Origin of the sequence: Streptomyces cyaneofuscatus (assembly GCF_033109485.1) — a bacterium.
GTDB classification, from domain to species: domain Bacteria; phylum Actinomycetota; class Actinomycetes; order Streptomycetales; family Streptomycetaceae; genus Streptomyces; species Streptomyces cyaneofuscatus.
In genome coordinates this window covers 1,217,128-1,243,896 of the sequence record NZ_CP137002.1, presented here as the reverse complement: position 1 = coordinate 1,243,896, position 26,769 = coordinate 1,217,128, and the positions used below count along the sequence as shown (strand labels likewise).

Genomic DNA, 26,769 nt, shown 5'->3' with positions numbered 1-26,769 from the left:
AAGGGGGTACGGCGAAATTCGCCCCGGTCGGCGGCGTACGGGATCGGTGGCCCGGGCGCCTTCGAACCCCTCCCGGCAGCACTCCTGGGCATGCGAAAGCGGGGCGGGGGCCGCCGTCGACCCCCGCCCCGCCCGGCTCTCAGGCCCTAGATGCCGCTTCTAGCTGCCCGGCACCGTGTCCTCGAACGTCTTCCCCGCACTGCGGTACGACCCGACCAGCGCGTTCACCTGAGCCGGGGTGAGCACCTGGTCCTTCACATGCAGGACGTAGTCCACCTGCTGGTCGTAGGACCGGGGTGTGGTGCTCGGCTGCCCCTGGAGGTCGATCAACCACTGGTTGAAGTTGATCGACATCGGCCGCTCCGGCAGGAAGGCCGCGCCGTGCGTCCCGAAGTGCTGGCCGTCGACGTAGTACGTGATCTGGTTGTTGTCGATGGTCAGCACCAGGTCGTGCCAGCCCGCGTACGACGCCCGGACCTCGCTGTGCGCGTTGACCGCCTCCCACGGGTCGGGCCGGTAGGTCTCCCACGAGGTGGTGTAGAGGATGTTGGCCGGCTCGCCCCAGCCGCCGTTGGGGAGGTACTCGAAGTCGTACTCCGCGTAGTCGTCCGCCATCGGCGCCTTGAGGTCGTTGATCGTGAAGAACGTCTGCACGATCCGGTCGCCGTCCGGACCCGAGCGCGGCCCGTCACTGAACTTCACCCGGGACGCGTACGTCCCGTTCTTGAACTTCATCGACTTCGTCAGGATCTCGGTGTGCTTGGTCGAGGCCCCCGTCCCGGCGGTGGAGGTCTCCAGGTTCATCACCGAGTTCCCGCTCTGCGAGGCGAAGGTGACGTTCTCCGGCGCCCAGGTCGCGCCCGGCACCCCCGGACCGCCGGAGTTGGACCGCACCGACCAGCCGTTCGCGCCGATCTTCGGGTCGGTGTGCGAGCTGTAGTTGAAGTCGTCGAACAGCCGCGCCCCGTCACCCGGCGGGTCGGTCGGCGGGTCCGTCGGGTCCGGCGGGTCGGTCGGCCCGTTGCCGGCGGGCGCCTGGCCCCAGACGAGCGAGCCGTTCACCTGGGCCGTCACCTTGGACCAGTCGCCGTACGTGGTCCGCTCCGGACCGAAGGAGTAGTCGTCGGACTGGATCAGCGAGGCCCAGGATGCCTGGTGGAAGCGGAGCTGCATGTCCCCGGTGTCCGCGCCCGGCGCCAGCGAGCCCGCGCCCGGGGTGAAGCCGATCTCCAGGTAACGGTCGGCGGTGGCCGTCGGGCTGGCGAGCGTGCCGAAGGTGCCGGTGATGTTCGCGCACCCCTTCACCGCCCAGGAGCAGGCGAACCGGTAGGCGGCGGAGGCCGAGTCGGCCTTGAAGTAGTACCGCACCTTGACACTGCTCAGCGGTACGGAGGTGGAGCCGGCGTTCCGCACCTTCAGCCACGGCTCGCTCTGGTCGGCGCTCGCGCCGGACGCGCTCGTACGGTACTGGACGACGATCCCGTCCGCCGCGGCGCTCGCCGAGGACGGCAGGGCGGCGAGCCCGGTGGCGGCCAGGGCCACCGCGGCGGCCGAGGCGGCGGCGGTGCGCAGCCTGGACCTCTGGGGCTTCCTGCGTGATGTGTTCACGGGTTCAGTTCCTCTCCGGAACGGTGGTGGGGGAGTGGTGACGAGCGGGGTCGCGCTGTTCCTGAGGGCGGGGACGCGTACGCGGCCTCTTCGAGCGACCGTGCGTCCAGCGGGCGGTAGGGGACGCCCAGGGCGTCCAGCCGGGCGGTGTGGTGGCGCAGCCGCTCGACGAACCCCGGCCAGTCGCCGTGCCCGCCGGACCAGGAACGGTCGGCGAGCGCGCAGAGCCGCGGGTAGCTGAGGTATTCGATCTCCTCGGGCGTGCGGACGTACTCGGTCCACAGCTGGGCCTGCGTCCCGAGCACCCGGGCCCGCTCGGCCTCCGCCCACTCCTGCGGGGCGGGTTCGTAGCCGTGGACCGTGTGCAGGGTGACCGGGGCGCCGGGCTGCGCGACCGGTTCGGACGGGTCGCCGGACTGGGCGTAGTCCAGGTAGGTGGCCCGGTGGTGGGCGGCGATGACCTGGTGGCCGCGGCGGGCGGCGGCCAGCGCGTGGGAGGGGTCGCGCCAGGTCATCACCGTGAATTCCAGGGGGAGTTCGGTGCCGGTCTCGGCCCAGCCGAGCGGGATCCGGCCCCGCTCCACGAGGAACGCTCCGATCCGGCCCATGAACCAGCCGTGCAGCGCCGCCGGGTCCGCGAGCCCCTCGGCTGCCGCGCGCTCCCGGGCGGCCGGGCTGTTCTCCCACTCGGTGGTCGGGCACTCCTCACCCCCGATGTGGATGTACGGCGACGGGAAGACGTCCATGACCTCCTCCAGCACGGCCCGGCAGAAGGTGAACACCTCCTCGTGCACCCCGAGCACCGTGTCGCAGACGCCCCACCGGTCCCACACGTCCAGCCGGCGCTCCGGGTGGTTGCCCAGCTCCGGATAGGCGGCGAGCGCGGCCCGGACATGGCCGGGCATCTCGATCTCCGGCACGACGGTCACCCCGCGCTCCGCCGCGTACCGCACGAGCCCCCGCAACTCCGCCTTGGTGTACGCCCCTTCGTGCGGTACGGCGTCGAGGTGCACCCCGTCCGGGCCGCTCGGCCCCCGCTGCGACCGGGCCCGCCGGGCCCCGACCGAGATCAGCCGGGGGTAGGCGTCGACCGGCATCCGCCAGCCCTGGTCGTCGGTGAGGTGGAGGTGCAGGGTGTTCAGCTTGTGCAGCGCCAACAGGTCGACGTACCGGCGCAGATAGCCGATCGGCCGGAAGTGCCGCGCCACGTCCAGCATCGCCCCGCGCCAGGGCCGGTCCGGTACGTCGGTGATCTCGACGCACGGCAGCTCCCAGGAGCCGGTTGCAGAAACGCCCGACAGGGCCTCGGCGGGCAGGAGTTGGCGTACGGTCTGGACGCCCCGGAGCAGCCCGGTCGGATGGGCGGCCCGCAGGAGGAGCGCCTGCGGGCCGACGGTGAGTCCGTACCCCTCCTCGCCGAGGCCACCGAGCTGCTCGTCCAGCGCCAGCACGACCCGGCCCTCCGGTGACGGCTCCAGCGGCAGCCCGGCGGCCGGGCCGACCAGGGAGCGCAGCAGGGCGGCGGCCGGTTCGGCGCCCGGGAGGGCGCGGACGGTGGTGTCGCGGTCGAGTGTGAGCCGGCCGCCGAGTGAGGACATCCTGCTGGGCCGGGGGAGGAGGGCGAGGTCGGGGCGCGATGCGGGCACGGGGTCTCCGGGTTCGGTTCGCGGGCTTACGGGGGCGGGTGCGGGGGGTCCCGGCCTCTCAGCCCTTGACGGCACCGGCGGCGAAGCCGGAGGTGACATGGCGCTGGAGCAGCAGGAAGATCACCAGGGCGGGCAGCGCGAAGAGCGTGGAGGCGGCCATCGTGGCGCCCCAGTCGGTGCCGAAGGTGTTCTGGAAGGACGACAGCCAGACCGGCAGGGTCCGGTTGTCCTGCTGCTTGATGATCAGGAAGTTGGCGTAGGCGAACTCGTTCCACGCCGTGATGAAGCCGAACAGCGAGGTCGCCATCAGCCCCGGCGCCAGCAGCGGCATCGCCACCCGCCAGAACGCCCCGGTCCGCGTGCAGCCGTCGACCTGGGCCGCTTCCTCCAGCTCCGGCGGGATGGTCCCGATGAAGCCGCGCAGCACCACGATGGTGAACGGCAGCGTGATCATGAAGTAGATCAGCGTGAGCGTCGGCAGCCGGTCCAGCATGTCGGTGTCCCGGGAGATGATGTAGATGGGGATGATCAGCGACTCCCAGGGCGCCATCTGCGCGATGAAGACCATCAGCATGAACTGCCGCCGGCCCTTCCACCGCATCCGCGCCACGGCGAACGCCGCGCCCAGCGCCACCAGCAGCGCGAGCAGGACCGCGCCCAGGGTGACGAGGATGCTGTTGCGCCAGAACAGCGCGAACCCGTCGGCGTCCACGGCCCGTTGGAAGTGGGTGAGGGTCCAGGTGTGCGGGAAGAGCTGCGGGTCGGCCGACTGGATGTCCTTGGACGGCTTGAAGGCCGTGGAGATCATCCAGTACACGGGGAAGAGGCAGACCACGACCGTCACGGCGGCGGCGATGTTCAGGGGCAGGCGCCGCAGTCGGGGGCGTACGGTACGGGCGTTCATCGGGTCTCGTCCTCCTGGCGGAACATCTGGCGGAAGTAGAGGACCAGCACCCCGGACATCAGGACCACGGTGACCATCGAGGCGGCCGAGCCCAGGTCGTACCGCTGGCTGGAGAGGGCCGTCTGCATCGCGTAGACCGGCAGGATGGTGGTGGCGTCGCCCGGCCCGCCGCGGGTCATCACCCAGATCTGGACGAACGCCTTGAACGTCCAGATCACCTCCAGCGAGAAGACCAGCAGGAAGATCGGCCGGAGCATCGGGAAGGTCACCGAGCGGAAGATCCGCCCCGCCCCCGCACCGTCCAGCCGCGCCGACTCGTACAGCTCCAGCGGCACGGTGGTCAGCGCGGAGTACAGGGTGATCGCGGCGAACGGCACCGACTGCCAGACGATCAGCGTCACCAGGATGGCGAAGGCGGCCGTCCCGTTGGCGAACCACGGATAGCGCTCGAAGGAGTCGAGGCCGAGCGAGGTCAGCGCCCAGTTGACGATGCCGAACTCCGAGTGGAACAGCCACTGGAACACCGTGGTCGCCGCCACCACCGGCATCGCCCAGGCCAGCACCAGCGAGCAGAGCACCACGGTCCGCCCGACCCGCCGCAGCCGCTCCACCATCAGGGCGACCAGCGTGGCGATGACCATGATCAGGACGACGTTGACCGCCATGAACAGGAAGGTGCGGCGGACCACCTCCCAGAACCGCGGGTCCGCCAGCAGCGTGCGGTAGTTCCGCAGCCCGACGAACTCGGCGTTCCCGCTGATCAGTTGGCGGAGCCGGAAGTCCTGGAAGGAGATCAGGACGGCCCGCACCAGCGGGTAGACCAGCAGATAGAGCATGCCGCCGATGGCGGGGGCGATCAGCGCGTACGGCCAGAGGCCGTGCGCGCGGCCCGCCGGCTTTCTGCGGGCGGCGGGGCGCGGGGCCGGCCGCTGCCGGGGTGTGCGGGGTGCTGAGGTCGGTTCGACGGCGACCGGCACGGCACGCCTCCTTCCTGTGGCTGGTGGTCGGATGGGTGCGGGTCAGGAACCGGCGTTCATCGCCCGGGTGATGTCCTGCGAGGCCTTCGCCGCCTCCTTGGCCGGATCACCCCCGGTGAGCACGGCCGTCATGTAGTCCTTGATCGGGTTCTCCGCCTCGACCGCCGCCCATCCCGGGGTGTTGGGCGTGGCATGGCCCTCGGCGGCGCCGACCGCCATCGCCGCCGCACCCGGGTCACCGGCCACGGCGGAGGCGAGCGAGGTGCGATTCGGTACGTAGCTCATGGCGACGGCGAGCTTCTTCTGCCAGGTGTCCCCGGTCAGCTCCTTGATGAAGGTGACCGCCTCGTCGGGGTGGGCCGCCGCTGCCGGGACGACGAGGTCGGAGCCGCCGGTGAAGACGGAGCCGGGCGTGTCCGCGGCCTTGCCCGGGATGGGGAAGAAGGCGAGCTTGCCCTTGAGCTCCGGGTTCTTCTCCACGATCACGTTGGCCCCGCCCGGGGTGGAGATGAGCTGGGCCACCTTCCCCTGCGCCATCAGCTCGGCCTGCGGCGGGTCGTCCTCGTCGGAGTCCTTGGGCCCCTTGCCGAGCGCCTGGAGCTTCTCGTGGAACGCCATGCCGCGCAGCGCCTCGGGGGTGTCCAGCGCGCCGGACCACTTCCCCCCGGACTCGGTGGCGAGGTCGCCGCCCTCGTCCCAGATGAAGCCGGCGAGCGCATACCACATCTGGCCGGGCAGGTAGATGCCCTGCGTACCGCCCTTGTTGAGCTGGGTGGTGGCGTCGATCCACTGGTCGCGGGTCTTGATCGCCTTCGCGTCGATGCCCGCCTTCTCGAAGAGGTCGGTGCGGTAGATGACCACCCGGTTGGCCGCGTAGTACGGGATGCCGTACTGCTTCCCCTCGTACGCCCCCGGCTCCGCCAGGCCGCTCAGCCAGTCCGCGCCGTTCAGCTCGTCCTTGCGGTCGCTGAGGTCGAGCAGCCCGCCGCTCTCGGCGAACTGCGCCACCTGCGTGTTGCCCGCCTCGATGACGTCGGGTGCGTCGTTGCTGGCCAGGGCGGCGGTAATCTTCTGGCCGATGCCGTCCCACTCCTGGATCTGGATCTTCACGTCGATCTTCGGGTGACGCTTCTCGAAGTCCGCGGTGAACTCTTTCTGGAACGCGTCCGAGACGCTGTCGCGCATCAGCCACACGTCCACCGTCGTCCGTCCGTCCCCGCTCGCGGAGTCGGACGGGGAACTACAGGCACTGAGCGCGGCGGCCAGAACGAGCACGGACCCACCGGCAAGCAAGCGGTACTTCACGGTTCACCTCGGAAAGCAGAAATGAGTCCGACCTGAGTCCGGCCCGACCACCTGACCACCTGACCAGTGATGTCCACTGGACAGCTCACCTCTCGATGGGGGTTGAAGGTGGCATAGACCAATGAGGCCGTCAACCCCCTGCGTACAAAGGCGATTTGGTGACCTGTGCGTAACACGTGCACCCTGACGGCCCTAGGTAAGCGCTACACTTCGCCTGACCAGCAGGCCAGTTGGGTTCACGGCCAGATCAACTGGTAAGAGAGACAGGCCCGTCGGGAAGGGGAGCGCATGGACGCGGATGTGCCGGGAACGGTGCTCAAACGGGAGCGGACGCGCGATGCCGTGCTGGAGCTGATCGAGTCGCGCAGCCCCGGCGACGCGATCCCCTCGGAGCGGGCCCTGTGCTCCCTGCTCGGCGTATCGCGGCCCACCGTGCGCGCGGCCGTCGACGAGCTGGTCGCCGCCGGGCTCCTGGTGCGGGAGCACGGCCGGGGCATGTTCGTCGCGCCCGCCAAGATCACCCAGGAGCTGGTGGCGGGGGACCGGTCGCTGACCGTGCCGCAGGCGGCGGGCGCCTGGTCGAGCCGGCTGCTGGAGTTCACCACCCTCCAGGCGGGGGCCCGGGTCGGCCGCAAGCTGCGGATGTCACCCGCCGCCGAGATCGTCTACGTGGCCCGGCTGCGGCTGGTCGACGGGGCGCCGATGGCCATCGAGCACCTGCACATCCGGGCCGAGCTGGTGCCCGGGCTCAGCGCGCAGGAGCTGGAGAACGGCGACCTGTACGAGCATCTGCGCGCCACGCACGGCGTGCACGTCCACGAGGCGGTCCAGGCGATCGAGCCCACCGTCGTCACCCGCGCCGAGGCGAAGCTGCTCGACGTGCCCGAGCTCTCCCCGGCCCTGCTCTTCGAACGGCTGACCTCCGACACGTCCGGCCGCCCGGTGGAGTACGTCCACTCGCTCTACCGGGGCGACCGCTACCGGATCGTCTCCCGCCTCGCCCTCGGCCCGGCCGCCGAGGTCGCCCCGGACCGGGAGGGCCACCACCCGGGCATCCCGCCGGGCGACTTCGCGCACGGCGACGCGATCACGTCCTCGACCAGGGGGGACATCCAGACGGGGGCCTGAGCGGGGGCCCCGTACGACGTTGCGCAGGATGCAACTGCGGTTGCGCCTCTTGCCGTTGGGGTCGCGAGGGGTCAGGGTGGCGGGCACATCCGAAGCAGCCCAACTCCCCCCACGAGGTGCCTCGCATGAACGCCGTACCCAGCCCTGCCCTTGGGCGCCTGAGCCGTCGGAGCCTCCTGGCGGCCGCCCTGGTGGCGGTTCCCACCGCACTCGCCGCCCCCACGGCCCTCGCCAGCACTCGCCGGACCCCCACCGCCACCCGCCCCCTCCTCCTCGGCACCTACACCTCCGCCGAGGGCGGCGGCACCGGCATCGGCACCGCCGCGTACGACACCGCCACCGGAGCGATCACCTCCGGACCCGTGATCGCCGGTGTCGAGAACCCCTCCTACCTGGCCCTCCACCCCTCCGGCGCCACCGTCTACGCGGTCGCGGAGCAGGACGCGGGCGCCGTCACCGCCGTGGCGCTCGCGCCGGATGGGACGTACGACGTCCTCGGCACCCGCCCCACCGGCGGCTCCGGCCCCACCCACCTCTCCGTCCACCCGTCCGGGCGCTGGCTGCTCAGCGCGAACTACACCTCCGGCAGCGTCGCCGTGCACCCCATCGCGGCGGACGGCTCGCTCGGCGAGCGCACCGACCTGGTCACCCACAGCTCCCCACCGCCCGGCCCCGGCCAGAACGGCCCGCACGCCCACCAGATCGTGACCTCGCCCGACGGCGGCCACGTCCTCGCCGTCGACCTCGGCACCGACACGGTGTACACGTACCGCCTCGACGAGTCCGCCGGAACGCTCACCGAGGTCTCCCGCGCCGCCCTGGCGCCCGGCTCCGGCCCCCGTCACCTCACCTTCCACCCCGGCGGGCGCTCCGCCTACCTGGCCTGCGAGCTGGACAACACCACGGTCGTCTGCGCGTACGACCCCGAATCCGGCACCCTCACCCCGGGCGCGGGCCAGTCCACCGGGTCGGAGACCGGCTACCCGGCCCAGCTGGTGGTGACCGGCGACGGGTCGTACGCGTACCTCGCCAACCGGGGCCCCAACAGCCTCACCCGTTACGCGGTGGAGGACGGCGGGGCGGCCCTGCGCCTCCTTGACACCGTGCCCGCCGGCGGTGACTGGCCGCGCCAGCTCGCCCTCTCCCCGGACAGCTCGCTGCTCTTCGCCGCCAACCAGCGCTCCTCCACCGTCACCGCCTTCCGGGTCGGCTCCGACGGCTCCCTGGCCCCGGCGGGCGAGCCGCTCCCGGCGCCGGTCGCGGTCTGCGTCCTGCCGCTGGAGTGACGCCGTCCTGCCCCCTGGCGTGGCGCCGTCCTGCCGCTGCCGTGACGCCCGGAGCGGGGCCCGTTCCAGCGGTTACAGTCGTGGCCGAGCCGCGCGCCCGCACCCGCGGCGAGGACATCAGGGAGGCACAGTGCGCTTGAGGGTGGAATTCACCACCGAGCCCTTCGATCTCGACGAGGCGCCCGCCCACGCGGTGGTGGCCCGTGAGGTCATCCAGAGCGCCGAACTCGACGCCGTGGACGTCGGGCCGTTCGGCAACACGGCGGAAGGGGGCGCGGACGAGGTGCTCACCGCCGTGGACTCCCTGCTGCGCCGGGCCCTGGCCTCGGGCGCCACCCGGGTCTCGCTCCAGGTCAACGTGATCGGGGAGGAGGGCCGGTGACCGAATCCGCCGATCACGTTCCGCTCACCGTCGACCACCCCTTCGTATCGGCGGTCAAGCCGCTCGTCGACGCGATGGGCGCCGAGCTGCTCGGCCCCGAGCAGGCCCAGCCGGACGACGTCGTGCTCGCGTGGGAGGGCCAGGACGTCATAGCCGTACGCCTGCCCCAGCTCTCCGACTCGCTGGACCACATCCTCGCCGCGCTGGAGAGACGGCACGGGATGCCGCTCGCCGACCTGGACCGTAAGGCCAAGCAGTCCGTCGTCCGGACCCTGGAGGCACGCGGTGCCTTCTCCGTACGGCACGGGGTCGAGACCGTGGCCGGCGCCCTGGGCGTCTCCCGATTCACCGTGTACAACTATCTGAACCGGGAACATTCGGCCAAGGGTGAGTAGTTGGCCGAACCCGCCGAACGCACAGGAAAGCCGCTGTCCGCATGCCGGGACGGCGGCTTTCTTCGTTCGCGAGATTTCAACAAAGTGTTGACGTCGTGTTGCGGAGGGCGTTAGCTATCCGCAGCCCGAACAACGCACAGCGAAAAACAGCCACGGAGGCTCCCGTGACTTCGAGCTCCACGCCGGGCCTCACCCGGTTCAACACCCTGGCGGACGGCGAGGCCACCCCCGCACTGCACGAGGTCTGTGCCAGTGCGGCCTGGGGAGAGACCGTCCTCGCCGGCCGTCCGTACGCCACCGAGGAAGCCCTGCTCTCCGCGAGCGACGCCGCCATGGCCGAGCTCACCGCGGAGGACCTGGCCGAGGCGATGGCGGGCCACCCGCCGATCGGGCGTCCGATCCCCGGCGACCCGACCTCCTCCCGCGAGCAGCGGGGGATGGCCGGCGCCTCCGAGGAGCTCAAGACCGAGATGCTCGAACTGAACCTGGCCTACCAGGAGCGGTTCGGACATGTCTTCCTGATCTGTGCCACCGGCGCCACCGGTGAGCAGATGCGCGACGCGGTGAAGTCCCGGATCGGGAACTCGCCGGAGCAGGAGCAGGAGATCGTGCGCACGGAACTGGGCAAGATCAACCGCATCCGGCTGACCCGTCTCGTACGGGAGACCCTCGCAGAGGAAGCTCCCGCACAGGACTCTTGAGATCAAGGAGTGTGACGGTCTTGAGTACCGACACGACCGCATCGGTGTCCACGCACATCCTGGACACCTCCATCGGCCGCCCCGCCGCGTCCGTCGCCGTCTCGCTCGCCGCCCGCAGCGGCAGCGGCTCGCCGTACGTGACGCTCGGAGCCTCCGCGACCGATGCGGACGGGCGCTGCAAGGACCTGCCGGCGCTGCCGGAGGGCACGACCCACGTACGTCTCGACTTCGACACCGAGACGTACTTTTCCAAGAAGCAAGCCGAGGCGCAGCAGGACGCCCCCCGCGTAAGGGACAGCGGCGCGTTCTTCCCGGAAGTGACGATCGCCTTCGCGGTCGTGCCGGGCGAGCACTATCACGTACCGCTGCTGCTCAACCCGTTCGGCTACTCCGTTTACCGAGGGAGCTAGCACCGACATGCCCACGATTCTCGGCCAGAACCAGTACGGCAAAGCAGAGAACCGCGTCGTAAAGATCACGCGGGACGGCGACACCCACCACATCAAGGACCTCAACGTCTCGGTCGCCCTCTCCGGCGACATGGACGATGTGCACTACTCCGGCTCCAACGCCAACGTCCTTCCGACCGACACCACCAAGAACACGGTGTACGCGTTCGCCAAGGAGCACGGGATCGAGTCCGCCGAGCAGTTCGGCATCCACCTCGCCCGGCACTTCGTCTCCTCGCAGGAGCCGATCCACCGGGCCCGGATCCGGATCGAGGAGTACGCCTGGGAGCGCATCGCGACCTCCGACGGCAACTCCAAGTTCATCGGCGCCGACGAGGTCAAGCACTCCTTCGCCCGCAAGGGCATGGAGACCCGCGTCTCCCAGATCACCTACGACGGTGAGAACTGGGAGGTCATCTCGGGCCTCAAGGACCTGACGGTGATGAACTCGACCAACTCCGAGTTCTGGGGCTACGTCAAGGACAAGTACACGACGCTGAAGGAGGCGTACGACCGCATCCTGGCGACCGACGTCTCCGCCCGCTGGCGGTACAACTGGACCAGCGACGAGCAGCGCATGCCGAACTGGGAGAAGTCCTACGAGCAGGCGCGCAAGCACATGCTCGAGGCCTTCGCCGAGACGTACTCCCTCTCGCTCCAGCAGACCCTGTACCAGATGGGTTCGCGGATCATCAACAGCCGCAGCGAGATCGACGAGATCCGCTTCTCGCTGCCGAACAACCACCACTTCCTGGTGGACCTCGAACCGTTCGGCCTCAAGAACGACAACGAGGTCTACTTCGCGGCGGACCGTCCCTACGGTCTGATCGAGGCCACCGTGCTCCGGGACGGCGTCGAGCCGAAGATCCCGGTCGACATGACCAACCTCTGACGCGGCACTGAACCCGCCCCCGCCTGCCCGCAGTCGGGCGGGGGCCGGTCATCCCGGAGGAAACACCCATGGCACAGCCTGCAACGGGGCCGGCCGAAGGCCCGAAACCCCTGATCGGCACGGCAGTTCACCCGTGCGACGAGAAGCTCCCTCCCTCCCGGCTCGTTCCGGCCGCGCTCCAGCACATCGCCGCCATGTACGCGGGCGTCGTCACCCCTCCGCTGATCATCGGCCAGGCCGTCGGCCTGGACACCGCCGGCATGACCCGGCTCATCGCCGCGAGCCTGCTGATCGCCGGACTCGCCACCATCGTGCAGACCATCGGCCTCGGCGCGTTCGCCGGGAACCGGCTGCCGTTCGTCAACGCGGCCTCCTCCGCCGGTATCGCCCCCATGCTCGCCATCGCCGAGACCAGCGCGCCCGGACACCAACTCCCCGCGATCTACGGGGCGGTGCTCGTCGCCGGAGTCTTCTGCCTGACGGTCGGGCCGTTCTTCGGCAGGCTGCTGCGCTTCTTCCCGCCGCTCGTCACCGGGGTGGTCATCACCCTCATCGGCGTCACGCTCATGCCCGTTCCGGTCGCCTGGGCGCAGGGCGGCGACGCCACCGCCGCCGACTTCGGCGCGATGAAGTACCTGGCGCTGGCCGCCTTCACCCTCGTCGTCATCCTGCTCGTCCAGCGCTTCGGCCGTGGCTTCCTCAAGCAAGTGGCCCTGCTGGTCGGTATGTTCGTCGGTACGCTGGCCGCGATCCCGTTCGGGCTCGCCGACTTCTCCGCCCTGAAGTCCGCCCCGCTAGCCGCCCTGCCGACCCCCTTCGCCTTCGGCGCACCGGAGTTCCAGCCCGCCGCGATCCTCTCCCTCTGCATCGTCATGCTCGTCCTGATGACGGAGTCCTCGGCCGGCATGCTGGCCCTCGGCGAGATCTGCGACCGCCGCACCGACGGCCGTACGATCACCCGGGGCCTGCGCACGGACGGCATCGCCACGCTCGTCGGCCCGGTCTTCGGGGGTTTCCCCACGAGTGCCTTCGCGCAGAACGTCGGCGTCGTCTCGCTGACCCGGGTGCGCAGCCGGTACGTCGTCGCGGCGGCGGGCGGCGCCCTGCTGGTCCTCGGAGCCTTCCCGGTGCTCGGGGCGGTCGTCTCGCTCGTCCCGATGCCCGTCCTCGGCGGCGCCGGCATCGTCCTCTTCGGCTCCATCGCGGTCAGCGGCATCCGTACGCTCTCCGAGGCCGGACTCGACGACAGCTCCAACATCATCCTGGTCGCGGTGGCCCTCGGCGCGGGCATCATCCCGCTCGCCGCGCCCACCTTCTACGCCGGATTCCCGGCCTGGGCGCAGACCGTCCTCGGCTCCGGGATCAGTGCGGGAGCACTGGTCGCGGTCGTGCTCAACCTGTTCTTCCACCATCTCGGCACCCACAGCCGCACCGCTGTGGCACTCAAATCCTCCTAGGGTCCTGCCGTGCCCACATCGCCACAGAGAGAAGAAGGAAGCGCCATGGCAGCTTCGGCAGACCCTCAGCGCATCGTCATCGAGAACTGTTCGATCGCCACCGTCGACGCCCACGACACGGAGTACGCCTCCGGGTACATCGTCGTGGCGGACAACCGCATCGAGTCCGTCGGCGCCGGCAAGGCACCCGAAGGGCTCACCGGGGTCGTCCGGCGGATCGACGCCACCGGGCACCTCGCCACCCCCGGTCTGGTCAACACCCACCACCACTTCTACCAGTGGATCACCCGGGGCCTGGCCACCGACCACAACCTCTTCAACTGGCTGGTCGCCCTCTACCCGACCTGGGCGCGCATCGACGAGCCGATGGCCCGCGCGGCCGCGCAGGGCTCGCTCGCCATGATGGCCCGGGGCGGCGTCACCACGGCGATGGACCACCACTACGTCTTCCCGAAGGACTCCGGCGACCTGTCCGGCGCCATCATCGGGGCCGCCCGCGAGATGGGCGTACGGTTCACCCTGGCCCGCGGGTCCATGGACCGCAGCGAGAAGGACGGCGGCCTGCCCCCGGACTTCGCGGTCGAGACCCTCGAAGGCGCGCTCGCCGCCACCGAGGCCACCATCGACGCCCACCACGACGCCTCCTTCGACGCCATGACCCAGGTCGCCGTCGCGCCCTGCTCGCCGTTCTCGGTGTCCACCGAACTCATGCGCCAGGGTGCTGAGTTGGCCCGCCGCCGAGGCGTACGGCTGCACACGCACGGCTCGGAGACCGTCGAGGAGGAGCAGTTCTGCAAGGAGCTGTTCGGGATGGGCCCGACCGACTACTTCGAGTCGACCGGCTGGCTCGGCAGCGATGTGTGGATGGCGCACTGCGTCCACATGAACGACTCCGACATCGCCGCCTTCGCCCGTACGGGAACCGGCGTCGCCCACTGCCCGTCCTCCAACGCCCGCCTCGCGGCAGGCATCGCCCGGGTCCCCGACATGCTCGCCGCCGGTGTCCCGGTCGGCCTCGGCGTGGACGGCACCGCCTCCAACGAGTCCGGCGAGCTCCACACCGAGCTGCGCAACGCGCTCCTCATCAACCGCCTCGGCGCCCACCGCGAGGCCGCCCTCAACGCCCGCCAGGCCCTGCGCCTCGGGACCTTCGGCGGAGCCCAGGTCCTGGGCCGCGCCGACCAGATCGGCTCCCTGGAGGCCGGCAAGCTCGCCGACCTCGTGCTCTGGAAGCTGGACACCCTGGCCCACTCCTCGATCGCCGACCCGGTGACCGCGCTCATCTTCGGCGCGGCCGCCCCGGTGACCCTCTCCCTCGTCGACGGCAAGCCGGTCGTCGAGGGCAACCACCTCACCACGGTGGACGAGGACGCCATCGCCCGCACCACCCGCGACGAGGCCCGCCGCCTCGCGCAGATCGCCGCCGGAGCCTGACCCCGGCGACACCCCCGAACCGCCGGAGAGCCACTGATCCCGGCGGAATCCCCGACCGGCCGGTCGAGGGGGACGGCCCGAGACCGGCCGCCGTGGGCCCGAGCGGGGTCCACGGCAGCCGGTCCGGCGGACGCGCACCCGATGGTGGGCGCCCGCCGGACCGGTGATCAACGCTGCCCGCACGCACGCCTCCGCACCCCCCTCTGCACGACCTGCACCACCTGAGAGAGCCGCACGCACCACCGCACCACTCGACGCTCCACCTCCCTGAACCCCACGTCGCCGACGACGTGTAACCGACCGGAGGAACCGCCGTGGCCGCTAAGCCCAGGTTTCGCAAAGACGCAGATGCAGCCGTCCCCGACGTGACGGACCATGCCGTCACAGAAGCAGAAGCAGCAGGTGAGGACGGCCGGAAACATCCGGTTGACGAGACCCTCCCGCCATTGAAGATGTTCACCAGCGGCCTCCAGCATGTGGCCGCCATGTACGCCGGGGTGGTGGCACCGCCCCTGATCGTGGGGCCGGCCGTCGGCCTCACCGCCAAGGAGACTGCCTTCCTGATGGGGGCGAGCCTCTTCACCGCGGGCATCGCCACCCTGCTCCAGACCATCGGCTTCTGGAAGGTCGGCGCCCGGCTGCCCTTCGTCAACGGCGTCTCGTTCGCCGGTGTGGCCCCGATGATCGCGATAGGCAAGGACCGGGGCCACGACGGCATAGCCGTGATCTTCGGCGCGATCATCGTCGCGAGCGTGCTGGGCTTCCTCCTGGCCCCGTACTTCTGCAAACTGGTCCGGTTCTTCCCACCGGTCGTCACCGGCACCGTCATCACCCTCATCGGCGTCTCGCTCCTGCCGGTCGCCTTCAACTGGTCCCAGGGCGGCAACGCCACGGCGGACGACTACGGTTCGATGACCAACATCACCATGGCCGCCGTGACCCTGGTCATCGTGCTGGCCCTGCGCAAGCTGCTGCGGGGCTTCCTCCAGCAGATCGCGATTCTGCTCGGCCTGGTCATCGGCACCCTGATCGCCATCCCCGCCGGCATCACCGACTTCAGCGCCATCAAGAACGCCGACGTGGTCGGCTTCCCGACGCCGTTCGCCTTCGGCGGCCCGCAGTTCGAGATCGCCGCCATCATCTCCATGTGCATCGTGATGCTGGTCTGCATGACCGAGTCCACGGCCGACATGCTGGCCCTCGGCAAGATCGTCGGCCGCCCGGCCGACGAGAAGATCATCGAGGGCGGTCTGCGCGCCGACACCCTGGGCAGCGCCATCAGCCCGATCTTCAACGGGTTCATGTGCAGCGCCTTCGCCCAGAACGTCGGCCTCGTCGCCATGACGAAGATCCGCAGCCGCTTCGTCGTCGCGGCGGGCGGCGGCATCCTCATCGTGCTCGGCCTGGTCCCGGTCGCCGCCTCCGTCATCGCCCTCGTACCGCTGCCGGTACTCGGCGGCGCGGGCATCGTCCTCTTCGGCACGGTCGCGGCCAGTGGCATCCAGACCCTGGCCACGGCCGCCATGGAGAAGGGCGAGAACGCGCTGATCGTGGCGGCGGCCCTCGGCATCGGCCTGATCCCGATCGCGGCGCCGCAGTTCTACCACGCCTTCCCGGAGAGCCTGCTGGTCGTCCTCGACTCGGGCATCTCCACCGGCTGCGTCGTGGCCATCGTGCTGAACCTCGCCTTCAACCACTTCGGCCGCAAGCCGGACGGGATGGACGAGGAGGCCGAGAACGGCGAACACGTGGTCCCGGCGGCGGCCGGGGTGGGCGTCCACTGACGCGTCCGCCGTACGCAGCCCGGTGAAGCCCCGTGCGCCCGCACGGGGCTTCGGCCGTCCCTGTCGGGGGCCGGGGCCCTGGGCTCGGGACCAGGGCCGTGGAGCGGACGGGCGCCCGGCGGCTGTAGCGTCAGGGGTATGGAAGATCAGTCAGTTGTGGATGTCGGCGATGTGCGCCTCGCGTACCGGACCTGGGGCGATCCGTTCGGCTCGCCCGTCGTGCTGCTGCACGGCCTCGGCGGTTCCGCCGCGGACTGGGAGGCGGCCGGCCCCCTGCTGGGGCAGGAGTGGCGGGTCTTCGCCCTGGACCTGCGCGGCCACGGCGAGAGCGACTGGCCCGACGAGTACGACCTGGAGCTGATGGCCGAGGACGTCGTCGGCTTCCTCGACGAACTGGAGCTGGACCGGGTCGGCCTGGTCGGCCACGGCATGGGCGGCGCGGTCGCCCGGCTGGTGGCGCAGGAGCACTCGGACCGGGTGGAGCGGCTGGTGCTGATCGAGACCCCGGCCCCGTTCCCCGGCGACCCGGGCCCGGCCGGACGCCCCGAGGGCCCGGTGGACTACGACGAGAACGCGGTGCCCGCCGTACGCGATCAGCTCGCCGATCCGGGCCCGGACGCGGCCGAGGGGCTCGGCGAGATCGTCGCCCCCACGCTGATCGTCACCGGCGGCCCGGAGAGCCGGATGCCGCAGGACCGCCAGGCCGACATGGCCTCCCTGATCCCGGACTGCCGGCTGATCACGGTGCCCGGCGGCCACCGCATGCACGAGACCCGGGCCGACCAGGTGACCGCGCACATCACGGAGTTCTTCACCAGCTGAGGGGTGCCCCGGCCGCGCGCGGCGGTCAGGCGTGGAGGATGTCGCGGACCAGTTCGGGCGTCCACTCGACGTACTCGACCTCCGCCCCGTCCGCGTGGCGGGCGTAGAGGAACCGCCCCGTCGGGCCGCCGGTCGCGGGGGTGGTGATGGTGGCTCCGGCGGACGCCAGCGTGGCCTGGAGGGCGTCGAGGTCGTCGACGACGACGGTGGCCGAGGCGTGGGCGTACCGCGCGCGGTCGTCGGCCGGTCCCGCGATGACCAGGAAGTTCCCGATGGCGGCGAGGGCGATCTCGTGGAACGCCAGTCGGAGGTGGGGCTGCTCGCCGGTGAGCTCCTCCAGCAGGGGGAGCGCCTGGTCGAGGTCGTCGGTCCAGAGACGTGCGTAGGTCCTGAGGATGGTCATGGCTGCGCTCCCGTGCTTCCGTGGTCGCGTGCGGATACCGGAGACCGTAGGCGAGCAGGCTCTGACGTGGAAGAACGCACTTTTTGGTGCGCGAGGCACCGAAAGGGAACCGCGCGGTGGTGGTCTCAGAGCCCCGGCCGCCAGTCCGGCCGGCGGCCGCTGAGGCCGATCACCCGGTCCAGCAGCGGGGCGTCGTCCGGCACCGGGACCGGCGGGCCGAAGATGCCCCCGCGGTCCGGGTCGTCGTCGACCGGAGCCAGCAGGGCCGCGCAGGCACGCAGCTCGGCCTCCCCGGCCTCGTACGGCTGCCCCGTGGCCCGGGCCAGGTCCCAGCCGTGGACGAGGAGTTCGTCCAGCGCGACGGCCCCCGCCACCTCGCCGGGCAGCTCCACCCCGCCCGCCCGGGTCATGCCCGTCCAAGCGGCGGGGGAGCGCCAGGCCGCCGCCACCTGCTCCAGCCGCCGGGGCAGCACCTCGCGCCACGCGTCGTCGAGCACGGGCAGGGCGGCGTCCGGCGCGACGGACGTGCGCGCCCCGAGATCCTTGCGGGCCGCGTCTCGGAAGGCGGCGGCCAGCCCGCTCAGGTGGGCCAGCAGCTCCCGTACGGAGTAGTCCGGGCAGGGGGTGGGGCCGCCCAGCCGGTCGTCGCCGATCGCGTCGAGCAGACCGGTGATACGCCGCGCGGCCGGCTCCAGGTCGAGGGCGGGGGTACTGGTGTCGGAGTTCATACAGGGCAGACCGTACGACGGCCGAGAACTCATCGGCCGGACACGACACCGGCTCCGCCCGGTCCGGGCGCGGCGCACACCGCCACATAGCGGAAGGTTCCTCGCCGTCCTCTTGTCGGCAACCCCCGCGCCATGTCATACAGGTCTGGACCATTGCTGTCCGGATGGAAGGCACCACCGTGCAACGCCCCCACATATCTGCCGTGTTGGCCTGTTCCGCCCTGCTCCTCGCCCCCCTCCTCTCTGCCTGCGGCGGCAGCGCCGAAGCCGACACGCAGCCGCCCGCCGTCCCCGCCGGGGTGACCGCGCAGGCCAGCAGCTCCACCTCGGTGCACGTCATGTGGGAGGCCGCCTCCGACAACAAGGCGATCGCGGGTTACGAGGTCTACCGCGGAAAGGCCAAGGTCAAGAGCGTCCCGGCGACCAAGACCATGATCGACGTCAACGGGCTGACGGCCTCCACGGACTACACCTTCACCGTCCGGTCCAAGGACGCCGCCGGGAACCTCTCCGCGCCCAGCAAGGCCATCCCCGTCACCACCCAGGCCACCCCGCCCAAGGACGACACGCCCCCCACCGCGCCGGCGAAGCTGACCGGCAGCGCCGAGGGAAGCCGGGCCGCCACCCTCGCCTGGGGCGTGTCCAAGGACGACGTCGGGGTCACCTCGTACGACATCTACCAGGAGGGCTCCCGGATCCACAGCGTCCCGGCCTCCGAGACGAAGGCGAAGCTCACGGGCCTGCGCCCCGGCACTGTCTACACCTTCACCGTCCGGGCCCGGGACGCCTCCGACAAGTCCTCGCCGGACAGCAACGCGCTCGACCTCACCACCGCCTCCGCCCCCGGCGCCCCCGCGAGCACCGCCCCCACCGGGCTGCGCTCCGAGATCGGCAAGGAGGGCGCGGAGTTCACCGTCGACCTCTCCTGGGACCAGCCGGACACCGGCGGGGTGATCCCCGCCTACCAGCTCTACCTGAACGGCAAGCTGACCACCACGATCGTCTGGGGCGGTACGCCCCCGAAGGGCCGGGCCACCTACCGGCTGAACCTCGCCGACCCGCCCGGCACCCGCTACTCGGTCAAGCTCAGGGCCAAGCTCCCGGACGGCAAGTGGGGTGACTTCTCGGCCCAGCCCACGATCGTCCTGGCGGACTGACGCCCCTCGGCATGCGCCTCCCGTGCGTGCGGCCCCTCGCCCCTTATGATCCATTGATCCCGAAATGGGCCGAGGGGGTCGAGGGGGGCGAGGGACCGAAGGGGCTGCACCATGGATCCGGGAGACGACCTGAGCACGCGCGCCGACGTGGAGGAGCGGCCCCCGGACCGGAAGAAGTTCACCTTCCCCAGCGCCCTCACCATCCTCGCGGCCGTCACGCTCGCGGTCTGGGCGCTGGCCTTCCTCGTACCGCCCGGCGCCTACGAGCGCGACGAGGACGGCGCCCCGGTCCAGGGCACGTACCACCGCGTCGACTCCGACCAGAGCTTCGTCGACCGGCTGAACGACCTCTTCCTCTCCCCGGTCAACGGCCTCTACGGCGTCCAGGATGCGGAGACGGGCGAGGTCGGCCCGGATCTGGCCGGCGAACTGTACGGCAGCGCGGGCGTGTTCCTCTTCGTGCTCGCCATCGGCGCGTTCATCACCGTGGTGTTCGCCACCGGCGCCCTGGACCGGGGCATCGGCCGCCTGGCCCACCGCCTGCGCGACCGGGGCGCGCTGCTCATCGCGGGCGTGATGCTGGTCTTCTCCCTCCTCGGTACGGTCGAGGGCTTCGCGGAGGAGACGCTCGGCTTCTACGGCCTGATCATCCCGCTGATGCTGGCCCTCGGCTACGACCGGATGGTGGCCACCGGCACGATCATCCTCGGCGCGGGCATCGGCGTGCTCTGCTCCACGGTCAACCCCTTCGCCACCGGAGTCGCCTCCTCCGCGGCCGACATCTCGCTCGGCGACGGCATCGTGCTGCGCGGGATCATGTGGGTGGTCCTCACGGCGGTGACGATCGCCTACGTCATCCGCTACGCGAACCGGGTCCGCCGGAGCCCCGAACGCTCCCTCTCCGGCTTCCTCCCCGGCGACCGCGACCACAACGCGGCGGACGCGCCGGAACCCCCGGAGCTGACCCGCCTCCACCAGGCCGTCCTCATCCTGGTCGCCCTGGTCTTCGCCTTCATGATCTTCTCGGTCGTCCCCTGGGCCGGCGCCCTCACCGGCAACGCCGACGCCACCCCGTACGGCTTCGAACTCGGCTGGTCCTTTCCGCAACTGGCCGCCCTCTTCCTGGTCGCGGCGGTCCTGGTCGGCGTCGTCGCCCGCTTCGGTGAGCAGCGGCTCAGCGCCACGATCATCCAGGGCGCGGCCGACTTCATCTCGCCCGCGCTGGTCATCGTGCTCGCGCGCGGCGTCACCGTCATCATGAACAACTCACAGATCACGGACACCGTGCTGCACTCCATCGAGGGCGTGGTCTCGGGTACGTCGTCGGCGCTGTTCGCCGTCATCGTCTTCCTCGTCAACCTCCCCCTCGCCTTCCTCATCCCCTCCACCTCCGGCCACGCGACGCTCGCGATGCCGATCCTGGCGCCGCTGGCGGACTTCGCGGGCGTCTCCCGCGCGGTGGTCGTCACGGCCTGGCAGTCGGCGAGCGGCTGGATGAACCTCTGGGTCCCGACGACCGCGGTGACCATCGGCGGGGTGGCGCTGGCGAAGGTCGGCTACGACAAGTACCTGCGGTTCGTCTGGCCGCTGCTGGCGATCCTGGCGGTGCTCATCTGCGGGTTCGTGGCGCTGGGGGCGGTGTGGACGTGAGGGGGCTCGGGCGGCCGGAGCGGCGGGCCGGCGCAGGGCCCGGCGATGACTGTCTCAGGCCATGAACTGACTGTTTCCCGCCATTCACCTGGTTCTTCACAACAAATACATATCGCGTGGTTGATCCATGGTGTGTCGGTAGTTGCGGACTGATAAGTACATACCTCCAGGGGGGACCTGTGAGCGTGGATACCCCTGTGCGCCGTGCTCAGGAGGTACTCGCCCCATGCCCCGTCCGCCCCGTTCCGTGCCTTCGGCCGCCCACGACCCCGGTCTCGACAGGCTGAAAGCCGTACTGGACGGCTGGCGGGCCTCACTGCTGGACATGGGCGGTCGCAACCGCCTGCTGAACTTCCGCCACACCCGTACGTCGACGCTGGAGATCAGCTCTCCCGGAGCCGGGCCCCTGCTGGCCGAGCTCTCCAAGGGCTGGGACTTCGCCCCGGTGGTGGAGGCCCTGGAAGGCGAGGAGGGCAGGGCGGTGCCCGCGCCTCGCGGACGCCCGGGACTGGAGACCCAGAAGGCCACCCAAGCGGGACTGGACCGCGCCCTCTACCAGCTCCGCCAGAAGTCCGGGCAGATGTTCAACGACTACGGTCTGTGGGTGCTCTGGCTGGGCGTCGGCATGCTCGACTGGCGTGAGGAAGGGGCGCACGAGACCAGTTCGGCGCCGCTGCTCCTCGTCCCGGTGGAGCTGCGGAGGGAGGGCGGCCGCCGCTACCGCCTCCACCTGGCGGACAGTCAGGACCGCGTTCACAACCCGGCTCTCGCCGTGAAGGCGGAACGTCTGGGAGCCGACTGGGCCCAGGTCACCGGCACCGACGCCGGTGACCTGCCGGCGTTGATGGCGGCCGCCCGCACCGTCGCGGCCGGACAGCGGGGCTGGACGGTGGACGACCGGGTCGTGCTGGGTCTGTTCGCCTCGCACCGGGAGGCCATGTACAAGGACCTGGAGCAGAACGAGGAACGGATCCTCGCCCACCCCCTGGTGCGCGCGGTCGCCCTGGGGCCGGACGCGGGTCTGCCGGACGATCTCATCGGGTTCGAGCCCCCGGAGCTGGACCGGATCGACGAGGTCCAGCTGCCCGAGCGGACACCCCTGGTGCTGGATGCGGACGCCTCCCAACGCCAGTGCATCGCGGCGGCTCTGGAACACCGGTCCTTCGTGATGAGCGGTCCGCCCGGCACCGGCAAGAGCCAGACCATCACCAACCTGATCGCGGCCCTGATGCACGCCGGCCGCAGTGTGCTGTTCGTCAGTGAGAAGGCGGCGGCGCTCGACGTCGTGCGCAACCGGCTGCGCGGTGTGGGGCTCGGCGACTTCGTGCTGGCCCTGCACAGCGGTGATACGAGCAAGAAGGCGGTCGCCACCGAGCTGGCCCGGGTCCTCACCACCGAGGTCCGGGTCAACGGAGCCGCCGAACACGAACGGGAACGAGCCCGGCTCCTGCGGGAGGAACTCTCCGCCTACGCGGCGGGCATGAACCAGGTCAGGGAGCCCCTCGGACGGACCCTGCACGACGTGCTCGGACGCCTGGTCCAGCTGGAGCAGGCGGGGACACCGCCCCTCGCCCTGTCCGCGGAGAACGCGAAGACCGTCCGGACCCTGAGCGCCGGAGCCCTTCAGGATCTTTCCGCGGCGGCCAAAGCCGTCAGCCGGGCGTGGCGTCCCGTCGCGGAGGGAGACGCCTTTCCCTGGCGTGGGCTTGAGGGAGCCTCCGCACACCAGGCCGCCACCGAGGCGTCCGACGCCCTCGGTGCCCTGCGCACGGCGACCGCCCGCCGCCCGTTCGCCGGTACCCAGGGCGAGCCCCGGTCCGTCCGTGAGCTCCAGCAGACCGTACGCTCCCTGCGCGCCGGGCTGCCCGACGGCATCGGCTCGGGCGACGCACCGCTCCAGGAGGACGCCTCCGGTCAACTGGCGCAGCTCGCCGACCTGTTCGGGATGCCCAAGCCGGACGACGGTGAGGCGGCCGCCGCCCTGTGCGCACTCGCCGACCTCACGACGGCCGAGAATCGCCCGCCCGCCCACTGGTTCGACGACGAGAAGCTCGGTGCGGCGCATCGGGCCGCGCAGGCGCTGCGGGAATCCCTGACCGCGGAGGCCGAAGCGCGTGCGGCGGCCGAGGACGTGTTCGGCGAGCAGGTTGTCGACCTGGCGGACCTGCCCGGCCTCGTCGCCCGATTCGAGGGGCAGCACGCCAAGCTGATGGCCCGCTTCTCGGCCCAGTACAAGGCCGACCGTACGACCGTCGCGGACCTCACTCATGACGGTGCCTGGACCAAGTCCCTCGTCGGGCGTCTGAACCACGCCCTTCAGTGGCAACGGGCCGCAACCGAGGTGCGTCGCCTCTCCGGAGAGCACGCCGTACTGCTCGGCCGGTACACGCCCCGCACCCCGGATGACGTGCCCGCCCTCACCGACGCCCTCGCGACCGCCGACCGCGTCACCGAACTGGCCGGAGACGCGGGTCGGAGCGATCTGCTGGCCGACCAGCTCGCCGACGGTGTCGACACCGACCGCCTCCCCGCCCTGCTGGCGGAGAACGCGCGACGGGCCCTCGGCGACTGGTGTGCCGTCGCCGAGCGCCGGGCCGAACGTTGGTCGGCATCCGTGACGGCGCTGCTCGGCCTCTTCGGCGCGGACCGCCGGGTGCAGCTCTCCCCGCTGCTGCTGGGCCCCCTCGACCAGGCGGGCCAGGCCGTCGAAGCGCTGCTCGCCGACCCGCACGGGCCGGAGGAGTGGCACGCGTACCGGGACGGCATCGCTGTCCTCGCCGGCCAGGGCGCCGACGCACTCGTGGCGGGCGCGGCCGAGCGCGGCATCGAGCCGCAGCGGTTGCCGGAGATCGTAGAAAGGGCTGTGCTCGCCTCCTGGGCGGACGGAATCCTCGCCACGGACGCACGGCTGCGCACGACCCGTTCGGACGACCTCGATGCCAGGGTGGCCGACTACCGGGAAGCCGACCGCCGCCTCATCGCCGCCGCGGGCGGTGCCGTGATCGAGGCATGCAACAAGCGGCGGCCCAGGAGCTTCGGCGGTGGAGGCGCCGCGGTGATCACCCGGGAGGCGGAGAAGAAGACCCGGCACATGCCCGTCAGGGAATTGCTCGGCCGCACCCGTGAAGTCGTCCAGTCCGTCAAACCGTGCTTCATGATGAGCCCCTTGACGGTCAGTCAGATGCTGCCTGCGGACTACCACTTCGACGTCGTCGTGTTCGATGAGGCCTCACAGGTCCGGCCCGGTGACGCGATCAACTGCATCTACCGGGGGCAGACACTGATCGTCGCGGGCGACGACAAGCAGCTGCCGCCCACCTCGTTCTTCGACTCCGCGGGGGAGGAGGAGTCCGACGAGTACGAGGCGGACGTCCCCGACTCGTTCGAGTCGCTGCTGCACGCCTGCAAGGCGGGCGCCATGCGGGAGCTGCCACTGCGCTGGCACTACCGGAGCCGGCACGAGGACCTGATCACCTTCAGCAACCGGTCGTTCTACCGGAACTCGATGGTGACCTTCCCCGGGGCGCTCGACGAGGGCAACGACGTGGGCGTCGCCTTCCTGCAGACCGACGGCGCCTACGACCGCGGCGGCCGCCGGGACAACCGGGTGGAGGCGGAGTACGTCGCCGCCCGGGTGCTCCACCACTTCGACACCCGCCCCGGCCGGTCCCTCGGCGTGGTGGCTCTCTCCCAGGCACAGGCCTCGGCCATCGACCTCGCCGTGCAGCAGGCCCGGCTGGCCCGGCCCGACCTCGACCACTGCTTCACCGAGGACCGCCTCGACGGCTTCTTCGTCAAGAACCTCGAATCGGTGCAGGGCGACGAACGCGACGTCATGATCATGTCCGTCGGGTACGGCCCCGACGAGCACGGCAAGCTCGGGCTCAACTTCGGCCCCATCAACAAGAACGGCGGCTGGCGGCGACTGAACGTGGCGGTCACCCGGGCCCGGTACCGGATGGAGGTCGTCGCCTCGTTCCGGGGCACGAGCCTGCCCGACAGCCCCAACGAGAGCGTCCAGCACCTGAAGCGCTACCTGGAGTACGCGGAGAACGGCCCGGCGGTTCTGGCCCGCGACGTCGTCCAGTCGGACGCTGAGCCGGACAGCCCCTTCGAGGAGTCGGTGCTCGCGGTCCTGGACGGGTGGGGCTACACGGTCCAGACTCAGGTCGGCGTCGCGGGATACCGCATCGACCTGGGGCTGCGCCACCCGCAGCACCCGGGCGCGTACGCACTGGGGATCGAGTGCGACGGTGCGATGTACCACTCCTCCAAGGCGGCTCGGGACCGTGACCGGCTGCGGGAGCAAGTGCTGAACGGGCTCGGGTGGCGCCTCTACCGGATCTGGGGCACCGACTGGTACCGGGGGCGCGCGGCAGCCGAACTGCGGCTGAGGGAAGCGGTCGAGCAGGCCATCGCCCAGGGCCCGTTGACCGCGGCGGCCACCCCGCCTCCGGCTCCCGTCGGCCCGGTCGCCGAGCCGTCCTCCGTCGCCGCGTCACCCGTCGGCCCCACCGAACCGTTCAGCCACGTGGAACGCTCCGGCCCGGCCCCCGGAGACCCGGCCCCCGTGCGGGTGCCGGTACGGGCAACGGCACCCGCCGAGATCACCTACGAAAGGGTGCCGGTCGACACGGCACCGCGCCGCGAGTGGAGCACCCCCTACCAGGTCTGCCGGATCACGGTCGATTCCCCTCATGAACTGCACACGCCGGAGGCCAGAGGGGAGCTGAGGAGCGCCCTCACCCGGATCGTCGCCGTCGAGGGGCCTGTCCACGAGGACCTGCTGGTGCAGCGGGCCCGTGAGGCATGGGGCGTCGCACGGGCCGGGAACCGCATTCGCGACAACGTGCGCACGGCAGCACAGGAACTCGTCCGCTCGCGAAGCCTTGCCTGTGACGACGGCTTCTACCGGGCCGCCGGGCACACCCCTGCCACGGCACGCACGCCGCAAGCCGGGGAGACCGCGCGCAAGGTCACGCTCATCGCCCCCGCCGAGCGTCGGCTCGCCCTGACCGAGCTGGCAGTCGAATGCCCCGGAATGTCACAGGACGAACTGATCAGGCAGGCCTGCGAGTTCTTCGGATGGCGCAGGACGGGAGCCGACATCCGCACCGCCCTGGAGAGCGACATCACGGAGCTGTACCGACAGGGCCGTTTCCAGGGCGGGCCTGACCGCATCAGCGCTGTGCGCGGAGACACCCCGAGCGGGTGAGGGAGACGGACGGGCGCCGCCGGCGGTGGCGATGCCCGGGGCGGCCCGTCCCGCCCCAGCCCGTCCAGGGGCCCCTCATCCACAGGTGCTCGCTCGGGCCTCCGTGAGCGGCCAGGGCCAGCACCACGGCCGCGAGCCCGAGCGCGAGGCCGACCGGCTTGAGGGCGGCTGCGTAGCTCGAGTACACCGAGACATGGATGGCATCGGGGGGAACGCCGAAGCGGGCCTGGAGGTACATCGTGTGCAGCAGTCGCCGAACCAGGGCAGGGTCAGGGCGAGCGCGGGAACGAGGCCCGGCACGGCCCAGTTCGCGTTCCTGCTGAACCAGGAGTGGACGAGGGCGTACCCGAGTCCGTACAGGACGAAAGCGAGAGCACTCCCGCCGCCTACCGCGTACGCGAGGATGCGTGGGGCTTGCCCGGGAGGCCTTGGCGCTGTCAGAGCGA

General features: G+C 71.1%; 21 protein-coding genes. 14 read left to right on the top strand and 7 right to left on the bottom strand.

Annotated features, from left to right (window positions below):
• Positions 1-159: 159 nt before the first annotated feature.
• From R2B67_RS05175 to R2B67_RS05155, 5 genes are read right to left on the bottom strand one after another with little or no spacing between them, the layout of a single operon-like run.
• On the bottom strand, positions 160-1,608 hold the full coding sequence (locus R2B67_RS05175; protein ID WP_317816645.1) for a cellulose binding domain-containing protein: 1,449 nt from the start codon (positions 1,606-1,608) through the stop codon (positions 160-162).
• Positions 1,605-3,254: a beta-N-acetylhexosaminidase gene (locus tag R2B67_RS05170; RefSeq protein ID WP_317816644.1), complete on the bottom strand. Its 1,650-nt coding sequence runs from the start codon at positions 3,252-3,254 to the stop codon at positions 1,605-1,607. The genes R2B67_RS05175 and R2B67_RS05170 overlap by 4 nt, the downstream gene beginning before the upstream one ends.
• Positions 3,255-3,312: 58 nt before the next feature.
• Positions 3,313-4,158, bottom strand: coding sequence for a carbohydrate ABC transporter permease (locus tag R2B67_RS05165; protein ID WP_317816643.1), 846 nt, complete (start codon positions 4,156-4,158; stop codon positions 3,313-3,315).
• Entirely contained in the window at positions 4,155-5,135 is a 981-nt protein-coding gene (locus R2B67_RS05160; protein ID WP_317816642.1) for a carbohydrate ABC transporter permease, read from the bottom strand. The genes R2B67_RS05165 and R2B67_RS05160 overlap by 4 nt, the downstream gene beginning before the upstream one ends.
• Before the next feature lie 42 nt (positions 5,136-5,177).
• The gene (locus R2B67_RS05155; RefSeq protein WP_317816641.1) at positions 5,178-6,440 is read right to left on the bottom strand and encodes an extracellular solute-binding protein; all 1,263 of its coding nucleotides are present in this window, start codon (positions 6,438-6,440) and stop codon (positions 5,178-5,180) included.
• A gap of 288 nt (positions 6,441-6,728) precedes the next feature.
• Here R2B67_RS05155 and R2B67_RS05150 point away from each other — a divergent pair, with 288 nt between their 5' ends.
• From R2B67_RS05150 to R2B67_RS05100, 11 genes are all read left to right on the top strand, one after another.
• On the top strand, positions 6,729-7,568 hold the full coding sequence (locus R2B67_RS05150; RefSeq protein WP_317816640.1) for a GntR family transcriptional regulator: 840 nt from the start codon (positions 6,729-6,731) through the stop codon (positions 7,566-7,568).
• Between the two features lie 125 nt (positions 7,569-7,693).
• Entirely contained in the window at positions 7,694-8,854 is a 1,161-nt protein-coding gene (locus R2B67_RS05145; RefSeq protein WP_317816639.1) for a lactonase family protein, read from the top strand.
• Positions 8,855-8,984: 130 nt separating this feature from the next.
• On the top strand, positions 8,985-9,236 hold the full coding sequence (locus R2B67_RS05140; RefSeq protein WP_078533243.1) for a YkoF family thiamine-binding protein: 252 nt from the start codon (positions 8,985-8,987) through the stop codon (positions 9,234-9,236).
• On the top strand, positions 9,233-9,631 hold the full coding sequence (locus R2B67_RS05135; protein WP_317816638.1) for a helix-turn-helix domain-containing protein: 399 nt from the start codon (positions 9,233-9,235) through the stop codon (positions 9,629-9,631). The genes R2B67_RS05140 and R2B67_RS05135 overlap by 4 nt, the downstream gene beginning before the upstream one ends.
• A 164-nt stretch (positions 9,632-9,795) precedes the next feature.
• A complete protein-coding gene (gene uraD, locus R2B67_RS05130; protein ID WP_317816637.1) occupies positions 9,796-10,332 on the top strand; it encodes a 2-oxo-4-hydroxy-4-carboxy-5-ureidoimidazoline decarboxylase in 537 nt (178 codons plus the stop codon).
• A gap of 20 nt (positions 10,333-10,352) precedes the next feature.
• Positions 10,353-10,742: a hydroxyisourate hydrolase gene (gene uraH, locus R2B67_RS05125; RefSeq protein ID WP_109980177.1), complete on the top strand. Its 390-nt coding sequence runs from the start codon at positions 10,353-10,355 to the stop codon at positions 10,740-10,742.
• A 7-nt stretch (positions 10,743-10,749) separates the two neighbouring features.
• Entirely contained in the window at positions 10,750-11,673 is a 924-nt protein-coding gene (gene pucL / locus R2B67_RS05120) for a factor-independent urate hydroxylase (protein WP_317816636.1), read from the top strand.
• 68 nt (positions 11,674-11,741) lie between these two features.
• Positions 11,742-13,130, top strand: coding sequence for a nucleobase:cation symporter-2 family protein (locus R2B67_RS05115; RefSeq protein WP_317816635.1), 1,389 nt, complete (start codon positions 11,742-11,744; stop codon positions 13,128-13,130).
• A 45-nt stretch (positions 13,131-13,175) separates the two neighbouring features.
• Positions 13,176-14,564, top strand: a complete 1,389-nt coding sequence (locus R2B67_RS05110) for an 8-oxoguanine deaminase (RefSeq protein WP_317816634.1) — start codon at positions 13,176-13,178, stop codon at positions 14,562-14,564.
• A 365-nt stretch (positions 14,565-14,929) separates the two neighbouring features.
• On the top strand, positions 14,930-16,348 hold the full coding sequence (locus tag R2B67_RS05105) for a nucleobase:cation symporter-2 family protein (protein WP_317816633.1): 1,419 nt from the start codon (positions 14,930-14,932) through the stop codon (positions 16,346-16,348).
• Between the two features lie 138 nt (positions 16,349-16,486).
• Entirely contained in the window at positions 16,487-17,170 is a 684-nt protein-coding gene (locus R2B67_RS05100; RefSeq protein ID WP_109980178.1) for an alpha/beta fold hydrolase, read from the top strand.
• Between the two features lie 25 nt (positions 17,171-17,195).
• On the opposite strand, the gene R2B67_RS05095 is transcribed toward R2B67_RS05100, so the two are convergent.
• Together R2B67_RS05095 and R2B67_RS05090 are read right to left on the bottom strand one after the other, a co-directional pair.
• The gene (locus R2B67_RS05095) at positions 17,196-17,573 is read right to left on the bottom strand and encodes a VOC family protein (protein WP_018514701.1); all 378 of its coding nucleotides are present in this window, start codon (positions 17,571-17,573) and stop codon (positions 17,196-17,198) included.
• Positions 17,574-17,698: 125 nt separating this feature from the next.
• Positions 17,699-18,301 carry a TIGR03086 family metal-binding protein gene (locus R2B67_RS05090; RefSeq protein WP_317816632.1) on the bottom strand — a complete coding sequence of 201 codons (603 nt, stop codon included), beginning with the start codon at positions 18,299-18,301 and terminating at the stop codon, positions 17,699-17,701.
• A 164-nt stretch (positions 18,302-18,465) separates the two neighbouring features.
• On the opposite strand from R2B67_RS05090, the gene R2B67_RS05085 reads away from it, so the two are divergent.
• From R2B67_RS05085 to R2B67_RS05075, 3 genes are all read left to right on the top strand, one after another.
• Positions 18,466-19,458 carry a fibronectin type III domain-containing protein gene (locus R2B67_RS05085; RefSeq protein ID WP_317816631.1) on the top strand — a complete coding sequence of 331 codons (993 nt, stop codon included), beginning with the start codon at positions 18,466-18,468 and terminating at the stop codon, positions 19,456-19,458.
• Between the two features lie 111 nt (positions 19,459-19,569).
• Positions 19,570-21,108 carry a YfcC family protein gene (locus R2B67_RS05080; protein WP_317816630.1) on the top strand — a complete coding sequence of 513 codons (1,539 nt, stop codon included), beginning with the start codon at positions 19,570-19,572 and terminating at the stop codon, positions 21,106-21,108.
• Between the two features lie 226 nt (positions 21,109-21,334).
• Positions 21,335-26,323, top strand: coding sequence for a DUF3320 domain-containing protein (locus R2B67_RS05075; RefSeq protein ID WP_317816629.1), 4,989 nt, complete (start codon positions 21,335-21,337; stop codon positions 26,321-26,323).
• Positions 26,324-26,769: the final 446 nt, after the last annotated feature.